The following is an 18,596-nucleotide window of genomic DNA, read 5'->3' as shown; positions in this document are numbered from 1 at the left end:
GAACCTGGAGGGCAGGAAGCCCGGAAGGCGCCTGACCGGGGTGCCCTTTCTCTTGGTTACTTCTCTTTGGGCACGCAAAGAGAAGTGACTCGGGCCGGCCGAAGGACGGTTCGAAATGCCCTTGATGTTGATCTTGATCCGGCTCTGGATCCAGAAAGAAGGCCCTATTCGCCGGCCAGGGCGAACGGCAAATATGCGCCCCAAGCGGGCTCTGGGTCGCTCCCTCTTGAAGGCGCGCAAGCGCCCTAACCTTTGCGCTCCTCGCGCTTGGCTTCGTCCCAGAGCTTGTCCTGCTCGGCGAGAGGCTGGGCGGCGAGCTCGATGCCGCGCTCGCGGGCGAGGGTTTCCATGCGCCTGAAGCGCCGCTCGAATTTGGCGTTGGCGCGACGCAGGGCGCGGCCGGGATCGACGCCGGCGTGCCGGGCCAGGTTGGCGGCCACGAAGAGCACGTCGCCCAGCTCGTCCTCGAGGCGCTCCAGGCGACCCGGGTCCTCGGCGCGGAACTCCGCGCGCAGCTCGTCGATCTCCTCATGCAGCTTGTCGAAGACGGGATCGGGCGAGGGCCAGTCGAAGCCCACCCGCGCCGCGCGCTTCTGCAGCTTGATCGCGCGCATCCACTCAGGCAGACCGCGTGCGATGCCGGCCAGTGCGCTGTCGTCCGTCTCCCCCTTGGCCGCGCGCTCGGCGGCCTTGCCCTGCTCCCAGGCCTCGGTCTGCTCGGCCGAATCGCGCATCTCCACGTCACCAAACACGTGCGGATGGCGGGCGACCATCTTGTCGCTGATCGCCCGGGCTACGTCGGCGAGGTCGAAGGCGTCGCGCTCCCGGGCCATCTGCGCGTGGAAGACCACCTGGAGCAGCAGGTCGCCCAGCTCCTCGCGAAGATCGCCCATGTCGCCGCGCTCGATGGCGTCGGCCACCTCGTAGGCTTCCTCGATGGTGTACGGGGCAATGCTGGCGAAGTCCTGCTCGAGATCCCAGGGGCAGCCACCCTCGGGGTCGCGCAGGGCGGCCATGATGGTGATCAGGCGCTCGAGTTGATCGGCGGCGTCACTCATCGGGCAGGGGCCCTGCGGGTCAACGAGCCCATCACACCCAGTTCCGCCATGGCAGGTCGCGGCTGGCCAGGGCCAGGAAGTCGGTGTTCAGCAGGCTGTCCTTGGTGTTGTAGCGCAGCGGCTCGCCATCGACCTTGATCACCGCGCCCCCGGCTTCCTCGAGCAGGCACTGCGCGGCCGCCGTGTCCCACTCCGAGGTCGGCCCGAAGCGCGGGTAGAGGTCGATCTGACCCTCGGCGATGCGGCAGAACTTCAGCGAGGAGCCGAGGCCGATGCGCTCGTGCTCGCCGACCCGCTCGAGCAGGGCGAGCGTGCGTTCGTCGAGGTGGGAACGGCTGGCGGCGACGCGCAGCGGGCCGGCGGACTGCGGCCGGGTGGAAAGGGCGATGTCCTGACCGTTGGCGGCGCGACGGAAGGCGCCGCAGCCGGCCGCAGCGTAGGCGAGGTAACCCAGCGCCGGCGCATAGACGACGCCGAGCACCGGCCGGTCGTCGTCGATCAGGGCGACGTTGACGGTGAACTCGCCGTTTCGCTTGACGAACTCACGGGTACCATCGAGTGGGTCGACGAGCCAGTAGGTCCGCCAGCCACGCCGGGTCTCCCAGGGGATATGGGCGGACTCCTCGCTGAGCACCGGATAGCCGCCTGCCAGCGCTACCAGACCGGCGTCGAGGATGCCGTGGGCGGCGCGGTCGGCGGCGGTCAGCGGGCTACGGTCGTCCTTGTGCTCGACGTCGAAGTCCTCGGCGTAGACCGCCATGATCGCCTCGCCGGCCTCGTGCACCAGGCCGATGACCGGTTCCAGCAGGGCCTGCACGGTGGCCGGCTCGCTCATGCCTTGCTCCTCTTCCACAACAGTTCGCGGGCGATGAACAGGGCCGCCAGCGAGCGCCCCTCGGACACGTCCTCGCGCAGCATCAGCTCATCCAGGGCATCGAGCCGCCAGGGGACCACATCGAGGGGCTCGGGCTCGTCGCCTTCGAGCTTCTCGGGGTACAGGTCGCTGGCCAGCACCAGATGGGTCTGGTGGCTCATGTAGGTCGGAGCGAGGGTCATTGCCCTCACCACCTCAAGTTTGCGCGCGCCGTAGCCGGCCTCTTCCTTGAGCTCGCGGTCGGCAGCCTGCTCCGGCGTTTCGCCGGGGTCGATGCGCCCCTTGACCAGGCCCAGCTCATAGCGGTGCACGCCGCAGGCGTACTCGCGGACCAGCAGCACGGTGTCGGCGTCCCGCATCGGCACCACGATCACCGCGCCGCGGCCGCGTGGCTTCATCCGCTCGTAGATGCGCCGGGCGCCGTTGCTGAACTCGAGATCCAGGCGCTCGACCTTGAACCGCCCGCCGAAGTCGAGGTCCTCCTGGCCATGCACGGTCGGCAGCGGCTTCATGCGCGCCAGTTCCTGAAATGGTCCAGCCCGCGGGCATGCAGGTCGGGCACGCCGGCCAGCACGCTTGTGGTGGCAAGCCCGGGCGGCTGGCCGTCGAGATCGGTGAACACGCCGCCGGCCTCGCGGACGATCACGGTGAGCGCGGCGATGTCGAGAATGTTGACGTCGGACTCCAGAACCAGGTCGATCGAGCCACGGGCCAGCAGGTGGTAGTGGAAGAAGTCGCCGTAGCCGCGGATCCGATGCAACTTCGGAACCAGCTCGCCAAGCTGCCGCCATCCACGCCCGGTGGCCAGCGACTTGAGGTTGCCGGTGGACAGGGTCGCCCGGTTCCAGCCCTCGGTGGTGGCGCAGCGGACCGGCCGGCCGTCGAGGAAGGCACCGCCGCCGCGCCGGGCCCAGGCGGTCTCGCCAAACTCGGAGGCGCAGGACACGCCCAGCACCAGCTCGTCGCCGACCATCAGCGCGACCTGGGTACTGAACATCGGGTAGCTGCGAACGAAACTCTTGGTGCCGTCGATCGGATCGACCAGCCAGAGGAAAGGACTGTCGCCGCGACGCCCCTCCTCCTCACCGTAGATGGCGTGGTCAGGAAAGGCGCCGAGCAGGACCCGGCGGATGGCCTGCTCGGACTCGACATCGGCGCGGGTCACCGGCGAGTCGTCGGCCTTGTGCTCCACGCCGAGCGTCTCGCTGCGATAGTGGCCATGGATCACCTGCGCCGCGGCGTCGACCGCCTGGCGGGCGACCTGCAGCGCATGGTCAAGGAAGGCGTCGTCGAGGTTCATGGGCAAAGGCTAGCGGATCGGCAGCATCGAGCCGGTGATCGTCAGGTAGGCGCTGCCGTCCGGCTGGCGCTCGCCGATGTGGTTGAGGGCCTTGTCGAGGGCCAGATTGCTGCCCCGCGGGGTCAGCAGGGCCTCGGCCTCATAGCCGGTAAGCGCAAAGCGGAAGCTGCCCTCGACCTTGAGCGGGCCGCCGAGGTCGCTGATCACACCGGTGATCGCCCCATCGGCCGTGGTGCGGAACTCGGCCTTAATGTCGCCCAGCGCAGCCGCGGCCTCGCCGGCTACCGCCGCGTCGCGCCAGATCGCCTCGCCGCGCAGCGAGCGCGGATAGCCGCCGACGATGTTCGCGCTGGGCAGGTCGACCTCGACCGTGCCGGTGGGCACGAGGCCGGGCACGTCCAGCGCCGGGCGCAGCTTCTCCGCCGGGAAGCGGAACTTCGCATCGGCCAGGTCCATCGACAGCGCGCCGTGCAGCACCGCAAGCGTGCTGCCCTGGTAGCGCTCGCCCTCCAGCTCCAGATTCACCCGCGGCGCCGCGCGCAGGGCGCTGATCGGGCTGGCCGTCCAGCGCAGGCGGCCCAGGTCCTCGCCGAAGGCCGTGGCCCGACCGGCATGGCCGTCCCAGATCGTGCCGCCCACCTCTTCGAGCTGGACCGGTCCGAGGCGACCGCCCATCCAGCTGATCGCGGTACTGGCGGGAAACAGGAAGATCGCCAGCGCGGCCAGCGCCAGCAGGAGCAGGATCACCAGCAGCAGCGCCTTGATGAACTTCATCGAGCCATGTCTCCTGAACAGATTGAATCGTTGTCCTAGCCGCCCGGCGCGGCCAGCGTGATCCGCGCATCGACCAGGCCGACGCCGGTGCTGCGCTGCACGGACAGCTCCTCGACCTGGACGCCCTGGGCGCGCAGCGGCTGCAGCCAGTCCATGGTCTGGTCGAAGGGCGCGGCCTGAAGCTGGATGCGGACGCGGCCGTTGGCCAGTGGCTCGACCCGCAGCAGCGAGGTGCCGAGGCCGGCGCTGCGTGCGCCCTCGTCGACCCGCGCCAGCAGCGAGCGACGGTCGTCAAGCGCTGCCGGCGCGGCCGGTCGCGCCGACAGCTGGCTGGCCGCGGCCTGCATCCAGCGCAGCGCGGCATCGGCGGACTCGGCACGCTGCCGCCATTGATCACGGGCCTCGCGGGCCGGGGCGAACAGCAGTCCGAACCAGAGCATCAAAAGGGCCAGCCCGGCGCCGAAGCGGACAAGGCGGCGTTCGCGCTCGGCCAGACCCTGCCACCAGGCCCTCATGCTCCACCCCCGCTGATCCGCAGCCGGCCCTCGACGCCCTGCGAACCCGGATTGGCCGCGGTCAGCTCGGCCTTCAGTCCCTGCTGCACCAGCCGCTCGCGCAGCCCATCCAGGGTCGCCACATCGGCGGCGATCACGGTCATCTCGAGGGTACCGGCGCGATACTCCACGGCGTCGAGCGTGGTCCGCGTGCCGCCGGCGAGCAGAGGGGCCACGCGGGTGAGCAGCTCCAGTCCGTCACTGCCGGCGCCGGTCTGGCGCAGGGCGGTGCGCATCTGGGCCACCGGGTCGACCACCCGCGTGACCGAGGGCACGGCCTGCTGCAGCAGACGCGACATCTCGGCCTGCCGGGACTCGACGTGCCGCTCCAGCATGCCGCGCTCGACCAGCGGCAGGGCGGTGCCAAGGGCCAGCGCGCCCAGCACGAAGGCCGCGGCCAGACGCCACAGGGTCTGCTGGCGCTGCGAGCGGCGGCGCGGCGCAAAGCTGCCCTGCAGCAGATTGAAGGGACGCCGCCCCAGTTGGGCCGCAAGCGTCGCCAGCGGCGCATCGACCGGCTGCTCGCCGGGCGCCGCGGCGCCGTCGGCGCGGAAGCGGGACAGGGCCTGCGGATCGAACCCCTGGTCGCGCAGCCAGTCGCCGAGCGCGGGCAGGTCCGCCTCGGGCAGGCAAAGGGCGCGGCGCTCGTCGACCAGCAGGACGCGGCCGCGCTCCAGCCAGATCCGGCTGCCCTCGCCCGGCAGCAGCTGCCATTCGGCGTGGCAGGCATCGACGGCCAGTCCGGACTCGGCGAGGTCGTCGAGCCGCCGGCGCAGGGCCTCGGCATCGACCACGGCGGCCGGCACCCGGTCGCCGGCGGCCGCTGCGTCGAAGGCGACGTGCAGGGACTCCACCGGTGCCGCCAGCTGCTCCTCGATGGCATACGGCAGGGCCTGGGCCAGGGCCGCGGGGCTGCGCGCCACGCGCGGGGCGGAAAGGCAGAGCACCTGTTCGGCCGGCAGCACCAGGCTGGTCCGCTCGGCCGGCGAGGACGGCAGGCCGGGCTGCGGCCCGGACAGGATGCGTCCCTCGCGGTTCAGCGACAGCCATTCGCTGGTGCCGTCGGGCAGGCAGCGAACGAGGTGGTGGTGCGACATGGATGGCCCTGGCGGGAAAGCCCCGCAGTGTAACCCGGGCTTCCTACCAGCGCCCGCGCAGGCGGACGTGGGTGCGCAGCCCGGCGCGGTCGCGGCGGATCAGGGCGGCGTACTGGAACGGCAGACCGTCGACGTCGACCTCGGCCTCCAGCGCAAACCAGGTGCTGTGCACCGAGAGGCCTTCCAGCGGCGGCGGGGCGAAGCCCAGGCGCTGGGCCTCGTCGCGCAGTTGGTCGGGCTGCTGGTAGTTGGCCTGGCCATCGCGCCACAGCTGCTGGGCGGTCTGCGCGGTGATCTCGTCGGACAGGCTCATCCACAGCGGCGGAGTGAGGAAGTTGAGGTTCATCGGCGCAGGCTCGGGCAGGGCGCAGACGTGCGGAGCGAGGCGCTCGTAGACCTTGCCGTCGACGCCGTCGACCAGGCGCAGCTCGGAGATGTGGGCCATCGGCCGGTTGGCGGCTCGATAGGCCGGATTGCGCGCCAGATAGCGGCCGTCCTCGGCGCCGCCGGTCTCCGGCATGGCATTGGCGTCGATCCAGTCGACGATAGCCGGCAGCAGACGCGGGTCCAGCTCCAGCGCGCGCAGCAGGCGCTCAAGCCGCTGCCTCTGCAGGGGCGCGGCGGCGGCATCGGCCAGCCGATTGAGGTCGAGGCAGGCGCCGGCATCGCGCAGCCGGCCGAGCAGCTGACCGCCCGGCAATGGCACCGGCGGCAGCGGCTGGCTCCAGCCGTCACCGCGGGCGTCGAACTCGGGCCGGGCCTCGTAGTCGCGGCGCAGGGCGTCCATGGCCCAGTACTCGGCGCCCAGCGCCAGCTGCCAGGTCTGCTCGGCGCGCAGCAGGTTGCGGCTGCGTGCCCGCGACTGCTCACCCTGGTCGAGCAGGGCCGCGACCAGCACGGTGGCCAGGGCCACCACCACGATCGCCGCCAGCAGGGCGACGCCGCGCTCGCGACCGGGCCGCTGGCGGCTTCGACGCGTCACGGCTGCACCGCCTCGGCCAGCTCCAGCACCCGCTCGATGCGGCCGAGGCCGTCGACCTCAAAGCCGATGCGCACCGCGCGCGGCCAGTCGTCCTCCCGCGCGCCGGGCAGCGGCCAGCGATTGACCCAGCGGCCATCGAGGGTCAGGGCCTCGACGTCGAGGGCGGAGACCCCTTGCAGTACGGCATCCTCACGCGGGCGCTCGCTGCCGCCGCGGTCGAGGGCGACAAAGCGGGTCCGGGCAAGGCCCCCTTCCTGCAGCGTCCAGCGCACCCGCTCCAGCTCGGCGCGCGGCTGGGCAAGGCGATTGGCGTGGCCTGATCGGGTGAGTTCGATACCGTCGGGATCGATCAGCAGGGCCGGCAGCTGGCGCAGGTCGCCGAGCCTGACCCCGCGCGGCACGGCGGCGCGCAGGTCACGCTCCAGCAGGCCGACCACGCGCTGCAGCTCGGCCAGCCGGGCGGCCTCTTCCTGCAGCTGGGCGCGGCCGCGGACCACGGCATCCAGGCCGCCGTAGGCCAGGCCCATGGCCAGGGCAAACAGGGCCACGGCGACCAGCACCTCGAGCAGGCTGAATCCGCGGCTGGGCCTCATTGGCGGTAGAACCCGAGCAGGGTTGCGGCAGGCAGGGCCGCGTCCGCGCCCTCGTCGTAGACGCGCAGCTCGACCTGCAGCAGGCCCGGCGTATCGGTGGCCCGGGCATCGAGCTGCCAGCGCCAATCGCGCCCGCCCAGCCGGCTGCGCCCCTGGGCCTGCCCGCTGCGCGGCAGGTCGCGAGCCAGGCGCAGCTCGGCAAGCCGGTTGGCGGCCACCCACTGCGCCAGCGTGGCCTCGCGCTGCTGGCCCAGCGCCGACGCTTCCTGACCAACGCTGCGGACCAGGGCGACCATGGCCAGTGAGAGCAGGAGCAGGGCGACCAGCACCTCGAGCAGGGTGAAGCCGCGGCTGCGCCGGGCTAGCGACTTGACCGGTCGCGAGCGATTCATCGCGGCGCCGGAGTGATCGGCTCGAGGGTAAGCGCGCCGTCGGCCTCGCCCTGCAGGCGCCAGCGTACGGCGCTGCCGGCGTGGCGCAACTCCAGCTCGAAGGGGGTCATCTCGCCGGAGGCGACGCAGAGCAGCTGAGGCTGCAGCGGATCGGCAGCCGGATCGACCAGCAGGCCGTCGCGGCGCAGATCGAACGCCATGCCCTGCTCCCAGCGCCGCGGACGCAGCTCGTCGCCGCTGTCCTCGCCAACCTCCTGCCAGCCATCCGGGCGCAGGAAGCCAAAGCGCCAGCCCTCCGGCTCGAAACGCCAGCCCATGTCCAGCCCGGTCAGCACGGCCCGCTCGCAGGCAAGGCCGATCAGGGCCTCGACGCGGCGGGCGGTGTTCTCCAGCAGACGCTCGGGGCGGCTGCCCAGCGACAGGCTGATCGCGCCGAGCACGGCGCCGACCACCGCCAGCACAACCAGCAGTTCGATCAGGCTGAGCCCGCGCTGGCGGCCGTTCACTCGCCCCAGTTGCCGATGTCGGCAGCGGCCCCGTCACCCCCCGGCTGACCGTCGGCGCCGAAGCTGTAGAGGTCGAAGTCGCCGCGCTGGCCCGGGCTGAGATAGCGGTACTCGCCACCCCAGGGGTCCTTGGGCAGGCGGTCAATATAGCCACCCTGGCGCCAGTTCGGCGCCGCCGGGCTGCCCGAGGGCGCCGACACCAGCGCCTGCAGGCCCTGCTCGGTGCTGGGGTATGCGAAGTTGTCCAGCCGGTAGAGGTTCAGCGCCGTGGTCAGGGCCTGGATGTCGGTTCGCGCCCGGGCCACCCGCGCCTCGTCCGGCTTGTCGAGGAAGCGCGGCACGACGATGGTGGCGAGGATGCCGAGGATCACCACGACGACCAGGATCTCGATCAGGGTGAATCCACGCTGGAAGCGCGGGACGGGTTGGACACACAGCCGGCTGGGACGGATCATTCGGGGTCTCTTGGCAACTCGCGGCGGATGGTAGCAAGGCATGGACGCGGCGGCATGGCGTGAACGCGACCTCAGGGTGCTCTGGCACCCCTGTACCCAGATGCAGGAACACCACGAAGGGTCGCCGCTGATCCCGATCCGGCGCGGCGAGGGCGTCTGGCTGGAAGGCTACGACGGGCGCCGCTACCTCGACGCGGTCAGCTCCTGGTGGACCAACCTGTTCGGCCACGCCGAGCCGCGCATCGCGGCGGCCATCGCCGAGCAGGCCGCGCGGCTGGAGCAGGTGATCCTCGCCGGCTTCAGCCACGCCCCGGCGATCGAACTCGCCGAGGCCCTGCTGCAGCGCGCGCCACCCGGGCTGGACAAGGTCTTCTACGCCGACAACGGCTCGGCCGCGGTCGAGGTCGCGCTGAAGATGAGCTTCCACGCCCATCGCAACGGCGGCGACGAGCGGCGCACCCGCTTCCTTGCCCTGTCCAACAGCTACCACGGCGAGACGCTGGGCGCGCTGGCGGTGACCGACATCCCGCTGTACCGGCGCACCTATGCGCCGCTGATGATGAAGCCGCACTTCGTGCCCTCGCCGGACGCCTGGTACCGCGCCGCGGGCGAGGACGAGGAGGCCTGCGCCCTGCGCGCCGCAGCGGCCCTCGGCGCGACGCTGGAGGACATGGGCGAGGAGATCTCCGCCCTGATCGTCGAACCCCTGGTGCAGTGCGCCGGCGGCATGCGCATGCATCACCCGGCCTATCTGCGCGAGGCCAGGCGACTCTGCGCGGCGCACGGCGTGCACCTGATCGCCGACGAGATCGCGGTCGGCTTCGGCCGCACCGGCACCCTCTTCGCCTGCGAGCAGGCCGGGATCACGCCGGACTTTCTCTGCCTGTCCAAGGGGATCACCGGCGGCTTCCTGCCGCTGGCCGCGGTGCTCACCGGAGACGCCGTGTACGAGCGCTTCCTCGACGACAGCCGCGAGCGCGCCTTCCTGCATTCGCACAGCTATACCGGCAACCCGATCGCCTGCGCGGCCGCGCTGGCCAGCCTTTCCATCTTCGACAGCGACGAGGTTCTGGAACGCAACCGCGAGCGGGCCAGCCTGATGGCTGAAGCGGCCGAACCCTTGGCCGCCCTGCCCGGCGTCGCCGAGGTGCGCCAGTGCGGCATGATCCTCGCCGTCGAGATGGCGCGCAGCGACCGCAGCCCGCACCCCGCAGAGCAGCGCCGCGGCCGCCGCGCCTACGTGCATGCCCTGGAACAGGGCGTTCTGCTGCGCCCGCTGGGCGATGTCCTGTACTGGATGCCGCCCTACTGCATCGATGTCGAGGGCATCGCCCGGCTCGGCGAGGTCACCGCCAGCGCCATCCTGCATGTAGCGGGAGACGACGATGCGTGAGGTCCGCTGCTTCGTTGACCTGCCGCTCGCCGAGGGCGCTTCGATGGAACTGCCTGACGTGGCGGCCGGCCACCTGGTGCGCGTGCTGCGCCTGGGCCCCGGTGCGGCGGTAACCCTGTTCAACGGCGATGGCTTCGACTATCCCTCGACCGTTGAGGAGGCGCGAAAGCAGCTGTGCCGGGTGCGGGTCGGCGCCGCGCAGCGCAACGCGGCCGAATCGGCGCTGTCGATCACCCTGCTGCAGGGCGTGGCCCGGGGCGAGAAGATGGACCTGATCCTGCAGAAAGCCTGCGAGCTGGGCGTGGCCGAGATCTGGCCGGTCATCACCGAACGCACCGAGGTGCGCCTTGACGGTGAGCGCGCCGAGCGCCGCCATGCCCACTGGCTGGGCGTGCTGCGCGGTGCAGCGGAGCAATCCGGCCGGGCCCGCGTGCCGCGGCTCGCGCCGCTGGAGTCGCTTTCATCCGCCCTGGCCCGGCTCCCGGCCGGCCAACGCCTCACCCTGTCGCCGGGCGCCCTCGCCGCGCTGGCTGCGCTCGACCTCGACAGCGCGGCAGCGGTCCAGCTGCTGATCGGTCCGGAAGGTGGCCTGGGCGAGCGCGACCTGCAGACCGCGGCCGCAGCGGGCTTCACCCCCGCCCGCCTCGGCCCGCGCGTGCTGCGCACCGAAACCGCCGGCCTCACCGCGCTCGCCGTGCTGCAGGCGCGCTGGGGGGACCTCGGCTAGCCCGGCGAGCCGGGCCCGCAGTAGAAGGAGTTGGGCGCATTCTTGCCGTTCGCCCTGGCCGGCGAACTGGGCCTTTCGGGCGAAGCCAGATCAAGAACAGGATCAAGAGCTTTCAGACCGACCTTCGGTCGGCCCGAGTCACTTTCTCTTGATCGGCAAGAGAAAGTAACCAAAGAGAAGCCGACCCGACTTCCGCGCCGTCATTGCTGCGCAATGCCGGTGCCCTGCGTTGCTCGGAACCCGGCGGCCGGCGTGAACTCGCGCATCCCTGCGCTCAAACATCCACGCCTTTCCCCGCCGGTTTCCTGCGCTACTCGGCGCTGCACACGGGACCCACGCGCGTTGAGGTCTTTGAGTTTCGAGGGCCGCGTTCCGCGACACGCCGCCTGAAAAGCCTTGCCCGACCGGTCCACAGGCTGTGCGGCCAGGAAGGCCGATCAACGGGGCCCCTGTCTGGCGGCGGGCGGGTGGAGGGTGAGCCGGACAAAGGCGACGCATGCGTCGCCCCGGCGAACGCCACGGGCACGGAATGCCCGTGGCCGGACCTGCTGGAATAAGCATGGCCAGGATGGCCATGCCCAGCAGGAGCCCGCAGGGACGCGCGCACGATGCGCGCGTGTTTTTCGCCAGGACAAGGACGTGCTATCGAAAAACCCCGGAACCCGACCGCGTACCTGGAGGGCAGGAAGCCCGGAAGGCGCCTGACCGGGGTGCCCTTTCTCTTGGTTACTTCTCTTTGGGCACGCAAAGAGAAGTGACTCGGGCCGGCCGAAGGACGGTTCGAAACGCCCTTGATGTTGATCTTTGATCTGGCTCTGGGTCCAGAACAAAGGCCCGTTTCGCCGGCCAGGGCGAACGGCAAATTTGCGCCCGAAGCAGCCGCTCGGCCTGCGCCCTGGCCTTTCGGGCTAAAGCTGGAGCGAGATCACGCAGGCGAGACCCGCGGTCTCCAGCCTCGCGCTGGCCGCGCGGATGGCGGTGTCGTCCTGCTGGCGGGAGAAGCCGATCCGGAACTGCACATCGCCTTCCGGGCTGCGCGATGAGTGGATGGACTCGATGCTGATGCCGTGCTGTTCGAAATCGGCGAGCACCGCGCGCAGCGCGCCGGGTCGGTCCTCGGGCAGGTGCAGGGCCAGACAGCGCGGCTCGGCAAGATCGGCCAGCAGCCAGGCGAGGCGCTCGAACCCGGCATTGCCCTCGCCGAGCGGGGCGCCCCCGAAGGCACTTCTGGGCGCGTCGAGGAAGCGTGTGCGGAAGGCCTCGCGGGCGGCCTCGTCGCCGTCGGCGACCAGGTCCGCCAGCGCCCGGGTGCGGACGGCGAGCCGATCGAGGATCGGTGCGACCGCCTGGCTGCCGAACTGGATGTCCTCGTATATCTGCGGGTTGCTGGACAGGATCCGCGTCATCATCGCGTTGGCCAGCTCGAAGATCGGCGTGCGGTAGGGCAGGAGTGCCGCGGGCGGAGAGAGCGGGGCCTCGTCCTCGGCCAGCACGCCGGCCAGCGAGAGGATGGCGGCATGGGCCAGCGCCTGCACGCGGGCCATGATCTGGTCGTGCTCGGTGGGCGCACAGTGCACGCACTGCGCTTCCAGCGCATCGAGCAGGCGACCGGTGAAGCCACGCCAGTGATCGAGGCGCCCCTCGCAGACCACCAGCACGCGACCCTTCAGGGTGGGCGACTTGGGCGGTGCCGCCATCGGATGCAGGCCGAGCACCTCGACCGGCGCGGCCTGCATGGCTGCCACCGGTGCCTGCTTGATCGAGGTGACGTCAAGCCATAGCGGCGGAACGCCGCGTTCGGGCATGTCCGCCGCCAGCTCGGCGATGATCCGTGCGGTGTGGCGGATCGGCACCGCGAACAGCAGCACGTCGGCGCGGTCGCGAACCTCGCGGGCAGAGGGGCCGTCGGGCAGCGCGGGATCGCAGCCGATCACCGCAAGGCCCATGCGTTCGCGGAAGAAGCGCTCCAGCCAGCGTCCGTAGGCGCCGGCCAGGCCGACGATGCCGACCGTCGGTGCCGCGCTCATCCGCCGCTGCCGACGAACTGCCTCAGCGCCGGATTGGCCGTCTCGTCCACCCACCAGAAGCCGAGCCGCTCGAGTTCGGCCGCAAAGGCCGCATCATCGCCTTCGGCGACATCGAAGCCGGCCAGCACGCGCCCGTAAGCCGCGCCGTGGTTGCGGTAGTGGAACAGGGTGATGTTCCAGCGCGTGCCGAGCGTGTCGAGGAACTGCAGCAGGGCGCCCGGCCGCTCCGGGAACTCGAAGCGCAATAGCCGCTCGCGCTGCAGCTCCCGCGCCGGGCCGCCGACCAGGTGCCGGACGTGCTGGCGGGCGACATCGTTGTCGGTGTAGTCGGCGCAGGCATAGCCCGCCTCGGTGAGCGCGCTGCGGATCGCGCTGCGCTCGGCCATGCCGCCCTTGAGCTGGATACCCACATAGACCTGCGCCGCCACGCTGGCGTGGTAGCGGTAGTTGAACTCGGTGACCGGTCGCCGGCCGATGGCACGGCAGAAGTCGAGGAAGCTGCCTGGCCGCTCCGGGATGGTGACGCCGAACAGCGCCTCGTGCTGCTCGCCGATCACCGCGCGCTCGGTGATGTGGCCGAGGCGGTCGAAGTTCATGTTGGCGCCGGAGAGCACCGCCACCAGTTCCTGGCCCTTGCCGCCGGTCTCTGCCGCCCAACGTTTCAGGCCGGCCAGCGCCAGCGCGCCGGCTGGCTCGACGATGCTTCGGGTGTCCTCGAACACGTCGCGGATGGCCGCGCAGATCTGGTCGGCATCGACGGTCACCACGCCGTCGATGCGCTCGCGGATGACTTCGAAGTTCAGGGTGCCGATCTGGCGCACCGCGCAGCCGTCGACGAACAGGCCGACCTGGTCGAGGCGCACCGGTTTGCCGGCCTCCATCGCCGCCTTGAGGCAGGCGGCGTCGTCCGGTTCCACCGCGATGACCTTGACGGCCGGGTCGAGGGCCTTGATGTAGGCGGCCATGCCGGCGCAGAGCCCGCCGCCGCCGACCGGCACGAAGATCGCGTCGATCTTCCCCCGGTGCTGGGCCAGGAGTTCCATCGCCACCGTGCCCTGGCCGGCGATCACCGCGGCGTCGTCGTAGGGATGCACAAGGGTACGGCCGTCGCGCTGCGCCAGCTCACGGCCGTGGGCGGCGGCGTCATCGTAGGAGTCGCCGTGCAGCACCGCGGTGGCGCCGAGTGCCTGCACCGCGGAGACCTTGATCTGCGGCGTGGTCGCCGGCATCACGATCACCGCGTCGATGCCCAACTCGCGCGCGCCCAGTGCAACGCCCTGGGCATGGTTGCCGGCGGACACTGCCAGCACCCCGCGTTCGCGCTCCTCGGCGCTCAGCTGGCAGAGCCGGTTGTAGGCACCGCGCAGCTTGAACGAGAACACCGGCTGCAGGTCCTCGCGCTTGAGCCACACGCGATTGTCCAGACGGCGGCTGAGCCGTGGCGCCTCGTCCAGCGGCGAGCGCCGGGCCACGTCATACACCGGCGCGGTGAGGATGGCGCGCAGCCAGTGACTGGCCTCGGCGGCCTGGCGCTCGGCCTGCGTCCCGGTGCGGGCTTCAGGTAGTGTGTCAGGGGTGCTCACGCGCGCCGCCGCTTGGCGAGCTTTCGATAGCGCTTGCGCACCGCCTCGCCGGCTTCCCGGGTCGACACCGCATGCTTGCGCGACAGGTCGGCGGTCAGAACGCCCTCATCCAGCACATCGGCGACCGCCTGTTCGATGCGTGCGGCCTCGGTCTCCAGGCCCAGCGAGTGGCGCAGCAGCAGGGCGACCGAAAGCAGGGTCGCGTAGGGATTGGCGATGCCCTGACCTGCGATGTCCGGCGCTGATCCGTGGATCGGCTCGTACAGCCCGACCCGTCCCTCTCCCAGCGAGGCGGAGGGCAGCAGCCCCATCGAGCCGGCCAGCACCGAGGCCTCGTCGGTGAGGATGTCGCCGAACAGGTTCTCGGTCAGGATCACATCGAAGCTGGCCGGCCGGGTCAGCAGGTACATCGCCATGGCGTCGACCAGCAGGTGCTCGACCGCCACGTCCGGAAACTCATCGCGCATCACCCGGGTGACCGTCGAACGCCACAGCCGTGAGGTCTCCAAAACGTTGGCCTTGTCGACATGGGTCAGTTTGGCGCGACGGCCGCGCGCCAAAAGGGCCGCCTTGCGCGTGACCCGTTCGATCTCCGTGACCGTGTAGCGACATTCGTCCACGGCGGCATCGGCTTCGCGCCGCTTGGCGCCGAAGTAGCTGCCGCCGGTGAGCTCGCGCACGAACAGGATGTCCACGCCCTTCAGCAGCCTGGTCTTCAGCGGTGCCAGCTTGGCGGCCACCGGGTGTGGGGCCACCGGCCGCAGGTTGGCGAACACGCCGAGCTGGGCGCGCAGACGCAGCAGGCCCTGCTCGGGCCGGACCTTCGCATTGGGATCCGACCACTGCGGTCCGCCCACCGCGCCGAGCAGCACGGCGTCGGCCTTGGCGCACAGCTTCACCGTCTCCTCGGGCAGCGGGTCGCCATAGGCATCAATGGCGCAGCCGCCGATCAGACCTTCCTTGAGTTTGAACGTATGCCCGTCCTTCTCCGCCACCAGTTCCAGCAGCTCACGCGCTTCCGCGCAGATCTCGGGGCCGATGCCGTCGCCGGGGAGCAGGGCAATGGTGGCTTTCATGCGGTGAGTCCTTTCAATGGGATGGGTGCCTTCCCGGCGCCGGGGAACATGCCGATTCTTGTAGGAGCCAGCTTGCTGGCGATGGTGTACGGACTGCCGGTGCGCCGATCGCCAGCAAGCTGGCTCCTACAAGTTAGTGATGGCGGGCGCACTCAGGCCGCCCGCTGCGCCTCGAAGGCGCTGATCGCCGCGTCTTCGGCGAGCAGATAGCCCAGCTGGTCCACGCCGCGGAGCAGGCACTGCCGCGCGAAGCCCTCGACGCTGAATCCGATGGTCGTTCCGTCCGGCAGCTCGATCTGCTGGCGCTCGAGGTCCACCGCGATCGACTGCGCATTGAACGCGGCGATGCGCTGCCAGTCGGCCTCGCTGACCACGATCGGCAGCAGCCCGTTCTTCAGCGAGTTGTTGCGGAAGATGTCAGCGATCTGGCTGGAGATGACCACTTGGATGCCGAAGTCGAGCAGCGCCCAGGGCGCATGCTCGCGGGAGCTGCCGCAGCCGAAATTGCGTCCGGCCAGCAGGACGCCGGCGCCGCGCAGCTCGGGGCGGTGCAGGATGAAGTCGCGGCGTTCGTTGCCGTCCTTGTCGTAACGCCAGTCGGCGAAGCAGTGCCGGCCAAGGCCGCTGCGCTCGGTGGTGGTGAGAAAGCGGGCGGGGATGATCTGGTCGGTGTCGACGTTCTCGGTCGGCAGGACGGCCAGACGCGATTCAATGCGGCGGATCGGCTTCATCAGGCGGCCTCCTCCTGCAACACATCCAGTTCCCGCGGGTCGGCGATCGCCCCGGCGACGGCGCAGGCCGCGGCGGTGGCCGGACTGGCGAGCACGGTGCGGGCCCCGGGGCCCTGGCGGCCCTCGAAGTTACGGTTGCTGGTGCTGACGGCCAGCTGGCCCGGGGCCACCTGGTCGCCGTTCATGGCGATGCACATCGAGCAGCCGGGCTCGCGCCATTCGGCGCCTGCCTCACGGAACACCCGGTCCAGCCCTTCGGCCTCGGCCTCGCGCTTGACCCGCTCCGAGCCCGGCACGACCAGCATGCGGACATGCCCGGCGATGCGCCGGCCGCGCAGCAGGGCGGCGGCTTCGCGCAGATCGGACAGTCGCCCGTTGGTGCAGGAGCCGATGAACACGACGTCGACCTTCTCACCGAGGATCGGCGCGCCGCCCGCGAAACCCATGTACTGCAGGGCGCGCTGGGCCTGCGGATCGGCGGACGAGGGAATGGCCCGGCCGACCGGCGTGACCTGGCCGGGATGGGTGCCCCAGGTGATGGTCGGTTCGACCTGGGCGGCGTCGATGCGGACCTCGCGGTCGAAGCGTGCGCCGGGTTCGCTGGCCCAGGCCAGCCAGGCCTGGGCCGCGGCTTCGAAGGTCTCGCCCTTGGGGGCGTGCGGGCGCCCGCGCAGCCATTCCACGGTGGTGGTGTCCGGCGCCACCAGCCCGGCGCGGGCGCCGGCCTCGATGCTCATGTTGCACAGGGTCATGCGCTGCTCCATCGACAGCGCGCGGATCGCTTCGCCGCGGTATTCGATGACATGGCCGGTGCCACCATCGACACCCAGCACGCCGATGATGTGCAGGATCAGGTCCTTGGCCGCGACGCCGGGCCGGAGGTGGCCGTCGACGGTGACCGCCATGGTCTTCGGCCGCCGCTGCAGCAGGCATTGCGTGGCCAGCACATGCCCGACTTCGGTCGTGCCGATGCCGAACGCCAGGGCGCCGAACGCGCCGTGCGTGGCGGTGTGCGAGTCGCCGCAGACGATGGTCATGCCGGGCTGGGTGGCGCCCAGCTCCGGGCCCATCACGTGGACCACGCCGCGGCTGCCAGATCCGAAACCGTGCAGGGTCAGGCCGAACTCGGCGCAGTGGCGCTCCAGTGAGGCCACCTGTTCAGCCGCCGAGGCATTGGCGTAGGGCAGCTTGCCGTCGGGCCCGGCGGGCAGGGTCGGCGTGCTGTGGTCGAGCGTCACCAGCGTGCGCTCGGGACGGCGCACCTTGAGCCCGCGTGCGCGCAGCTCGGAGAAAGCCTGCGGCGAGGTGACCTCGTGGACCAGATGCAGGTCGACGTAGAGGATGGCCGGCGCGTCCTCGCTCTCCGCGCGTACGCAGTGCGCGTCCCAGATCTTGTCGATGATCGTTCTGGGGCCGTGATTCGTGACTGGTAATTCGTGATTCGTCTTCATTGCGCTTCGCTGTTTGGGGGCCAACGGAGAGGAGCTGGTCTGCAGGCGCCTCTCGACGCCTACGCCGCTACCTCCACCGCCTGCGGGCTGCCGACGTGGACATGGTCCAGCCAGCCCCAGCGGTCCTCGGTGCGGCCGTCGAACAGGCCGAAGAACTTTTCCTGCAGTGCGGCAGTGATCGGTCCGCGGCCGCCATTTCCGACGGGTCGGCGATCGACCGAGCGAACCGGGGTGATCTCGGCCGCGGTGCCGGTCATGAACACCTCGTCGGCCAGATACAGCAGCTCGCGCGGCAGCGGCTGCTCGACGATCTTCAGGCCGAGGTCGCCGGCCAGCTCGAACACCGTGTCGCGGGTGATGCCGACCAGGATCGAGGCCGCGGCGGGTGGGGTGTAGAGCACCCCCTTGCGGATGATGAACAGGTTCTCGCCGCTTCCCTCGCTCAGGGTGCCGTCGGGCGCGAGCGCGATGCCCTCGCCGAAGCCGTTGGCTCGGGCCTCCATGGCGATCAGCTGCGAATTGAGGTAGTTGCCGCCGGCCTTGGCCGCGGTGGGGAAGGTGTTCGGCGCGGCGCGATGCCAGCTGGAGACGCAGGCGTCGATGCCGTGCTTGAGACCTTCCTCGCCGAGGTAGGCGCCGAACTCGATCGCGGCGATCGCGACATCGACCGGGCCATCGACCGGCGCTGCGACGCCGAAGCCGCTGATGCCGCGCATCGCGATCGGACGCAGGTAGGCCGCGTGCAGCCGGTTCTCGCGGATGGTCGCGCGGCAGGCTTCGACCAGATCGGCGGGCGAGAAGCGCAGGTCCATCCGGTAGATCTTGGCCGACTCGTAAAGCCGCTCGATGTGGTCGACCAGGCGGAATATCGCCGGCCCGTTGGGGGTGTTGTAGCAGCGGATGCCCTCGAACACCGAGGAGCCGTAGTGCAGGGCATGGGACATCACGTGCACATTGGCCTCTGCCCAGGGCAGGAAGCAGCCGTTGAACCAGATCGATTGGGAGGTCTTCATGGGGCGCTCT

General features: G+C 70.7%; 20 protein-coding genes. 2 read left to right on the top strand and 18 right to left on the bottom strand.

Annotated elements, in window-relative coordinates; genetic code table 11:
- Positions 1 to 245: 245 nt before the first annotated feature.
- The 12 genes from mazG to gspG are packed head-to-tail and all read right to left on the bottom strand — an operon-like array spanning position 246 to position 8,585.
- Positions 246 to 1,058, bottom strand: a complete 813-nt coding sequence (gene mazG, locus M0G41_RS03790; protein WP_248205193.1) for a nucleoside triphosphate pyrophosphohydrolase — start codon at positions 1,056 to 1,058, stop codon at positions 246 to 248.
- 31 nt (positions 1,059 to 1,089) lie between these two features.
- A complete protein-coding gene (gene cysQ / locus M0G41_RS03785; protein ID WP_248205187.1) occupies positions 1,090 to 1,893 on the bottom strand; it encodes a 3'(2'),5'-bisphosphate nucleotidase CysQ in 804 nt (267 codons plus the stop codon).
- Positions 1,890 to 2,444 carry an ADP compounds hydrolase NudE gene (gene nudE, locus M0G41_RS03780; protein ID WP_248205186.1) on the bottom strand — a complete coding sequence of 185 codons (555 nt, stop codon included), beginning with the start codon at positions 2,442 to 2,444 and terminating at the stop codon, positions 1,890 to 1,892. The genes cysQ and nudE overlap by 4 nt, the downstream gene beginning before the upstream one ends.
- On the bottom strand, positions 2,441 to 3,232 hold the full coding sequence (locus M0G41_RS03775) for an inositol monophosphatase family protein (RefSeq protein ID WP_248205182.1): 792 nt from the start codon (positions 3,230 to 3,232) through the stop codon (positions 2,441 to 2,443). The genes nudE and M0G41_RS03775 overlap by 4 nt, the downstream gene beginning before the upstream one ends.
- Positions 3,233 to 3,241: 9 nt before the next feature.
- Positions 3,242 to 4,006: a type II secretion system protein N gene (locus M0G41_RS03770; protein WP_248205181.1), complete on the bottom strand. Its 765-nt coding sequence runs from the start codon at positions 4,004 to 4,006 to the stop codon at positions 3,242 to 3,244.
- A 35-nt stretch (positions 4,007 to 4,041) separates the two neighbouring features.
- Positions 4,042 to 4,521 carry a type II secretion system protein GspM gene (gspM, locus tag M0G41_RS03765; protein WP_248205177.1) on the bottom strand — a complete coding sequence of 160 codons (480 nt, stop codon included), beginning with the start codon at positions 4,519 to 4,521 and terminating at the stop codon, positions 4,042 to 4,044.
- Positions 4,518 to 5,657 (bottom strand): type II secretion system protein GspL, encoded by a 1,140-nt coding sequence (gene gspL / locus M0G41_RS03760; protein WP_248205174.1) that lies wholly within the window; start codon positions 5,655 to 5,657, stop codon positions 4,518 to 4,520. Before gspL ends, gspM begins: the two co-directional genes overlap by 4 nt.
- A gap of 43 nt (positions 5,658 to 5,700) precedes the next feature.
- Positions 5,701 to 6,639 carry a type II secretion system minor pseudopilin GspK gene (gene gspK / locus M0G41_RS03755; RefSeq protein WP_248205171.1) on the bottom strand — a complete coding sequence of 313 codons (939 nt, stop codon included), beginning with the start codon at positions 6,637 to 6,639 and terminating at the stop codon, positions 5,701 to 5,703.
- A complete protein-coding gene (gene gspJ / locus M0G41_RS03750; protein ID WP_248205168.1) occupies positions 6,636 to 7,232 on the bottom strand; it encodes a type II secretion system minor pseudopilin GspJ in 597 nt (198 codons plus the stop codon). Before gspJ ends, gspK begins: the two co-directional genes overlap by 4 nt.
- Complete coding sequence (gene gspI / locus M0G41_RS03745; RefSeq protein ID WP_248205167.1) at positions 7,229 to 7,624, bottom strand: type II secretion system minor pseudopilin GspI; 396 nt, start codon at positions 7,622 to 7,624, stop codon at positions 7,229 to 7,231. Before gspI ends, gspJ begins: the two co-directional genes overlap by 4 nt.
- Positions 7,621 to 8,130: a type II secretion system minor pseudopilin GspH gene (gene gspH, locus M0G41_RS03740; RefSeq protein WP_248205164.1), complete on the bottom strand. Its 510-nt coding sequence runs from the start codon at positions 8,128 to 8,130 to the stop codon at positions 7,621 to 7,623. Before gspH ends, gspI begins: the two co-directional genes overlap by 4 nt.
- A complete protein-coding gene (gspG, locus tag M0G41_RS03735; RefSeq protein WP_248205161.1) occupies positions 8,127 to 8,585 on the bottom strand; it encodes a type II secretion system major pseudopilin GspG in 459 nt (152 codons plus the stop codon). Before gspG ends, gspH begins: the two co-directional genes overlap by 4 nt.
- Positions 8,586 to 8,625: 40 nt before the next feature.
- Here gspG and M0G41_RS03730 point away from each other — a divergent pair, with 40 nt between their 5' ends.
- Together M0G41_RS03730 and M0G41_RS03725 are read left to right on the top strand one after the other, a co-directional pair.
- A complete protein-coding gene (locus M0G41_RS03730) occupies positions 8,626 to 9,978 on the top strand; it encodes an adenosylmethionine--8-amino-7-oxononanoate transaminase (RefSeq protein WP_248205158.1) in 1,353 nt (450 codons plus the stop codon).
- Positions 9,971 to 10,705, top strand: coding sequence for a 16S rRNA (uracil(1498)-N(3))-methyltransferase (locus tag M0G41_RS03725; RefSeq protein WP_248205154.1), 735 nt, complete (start codon positions 9,971 to 9,973; stop codon positions 10,703 to 10,705). The genes M0G41_RS03730 and M0G41_RS03725 overlap by 8 nt, the downstream gene beginning before the upstream one ends.
- Positions 10,706 to 11,613: 908 nt before the next feature.
- Here M0G41_RS03725 and M0G41_RS03720 read toward each other — a convergent pair.
- The 6 genes from M0G41_RS03720 to M0G41_RS03695 all read right to left on the bottom strand — a co-directional run bounded on the left by M0G41_RS03720 (position 11,614) and on the right by M0G41_RS03695 (position 18,586).
- Positions 11,614 to 12,732, bottom strand: a complete 1,119-nt coding sequence (locus tag M0G41_RS03720; protein WP_248205151.1) for a prephenate dehydrogenase — start codon at positions 12,730 to 12,732, stop codon at positions 11,614 to 11,616.
- Positions 12,729 to 14,315, bottom strand: a complete 1,587-nt coding sequence (gene ilvA, locus M0G41_RS03715) for a threonine ammonia-lyase, biosynthetic (RefSeq protein ID WP_248205149.1) — start codon at positions 14,313 to 14,315, stop codon at positions 12,729 to 12,731. Before ilvA ends, M0G41_RS03720 begins: the two co-directional genes overlap by 4 nt.
- Positions 14,312 to 15,391 (bottom strand): 3-isopropylmalate dehydrogenase, encoded by a 1,080-nt coding sequence (gene leuB / locus M0G41_RS03710; RefSeq protein ID WP_248205146.1) that lies wholly within the window; start codon positions 15,389 to 15,391, stop codon positions 14,312 to 14,314. Before leuB ends, ilvA begins: the two co-directional genes overlap by 4 nt.
- 152 nt (positions 15,392 to 15,543) lie before the next feature.
- The gene (leuD, locus tag M0G41_RS03705) at positions 15,544 to 16,122 is read right to left on the bottom strand and encodes a 3-isopropylmalate dehydratase small subunit (RefSeq protein ID WP_248205143.1); all 579 of its coding nucleotides are present in this window, start codon (positions 16,120 to 16,122) and stop codon (positions 15,544 to 15,546) included.
- Positions 16,122 to 17,573 (bottom strand): 3-isopropylmalate dehydratase large subunit, encoded by a 1,452-nt coding sequence (leuC, locus tag M0G41_RS03700; protein WP_248205141.1) that lies wholly within the window; start codon positions 17,571 to 17,573, stop codon positions 16,122 to 16,124. The genes leuD and leuC overlap by 1 nt, the downstream gene beginning before the upstream one ends.
- A 59-nt stretch (positions 17,574 to 17,632) precedes the next feature.
- Positions 17,633 to 18,586: a branched-chain amino acid transaminase gene (locus M0G41_RS03695; protein WP_248205139.1), complete on the bottom strand. Its 954-nt coding sequence runs from the start codon at positions 18,584 to 18,586 to the stop codon at positions 17,633 to 17,635.
- Positions 18,587 to 18,596: the final 10 nt, after the last annotated feature.

Origin of the sequence: Pseudomarimonas salicorniae (genome assembly GCF_023156535.1) — a bacterium.
In the GTDB taxonomy this organism is placed as follows: Bacteria; Pseudomonadota; Gammaproteobacteria; order Xanthomonadales; family Xanthomonadaceae; genus Pseudomarimonas; species Pseudomarimonas salicorniae.
Note: the sequence above shows the minus strand (reverse complement) of the source record. Positions and strands in the feature narration are given on the sequence as shown.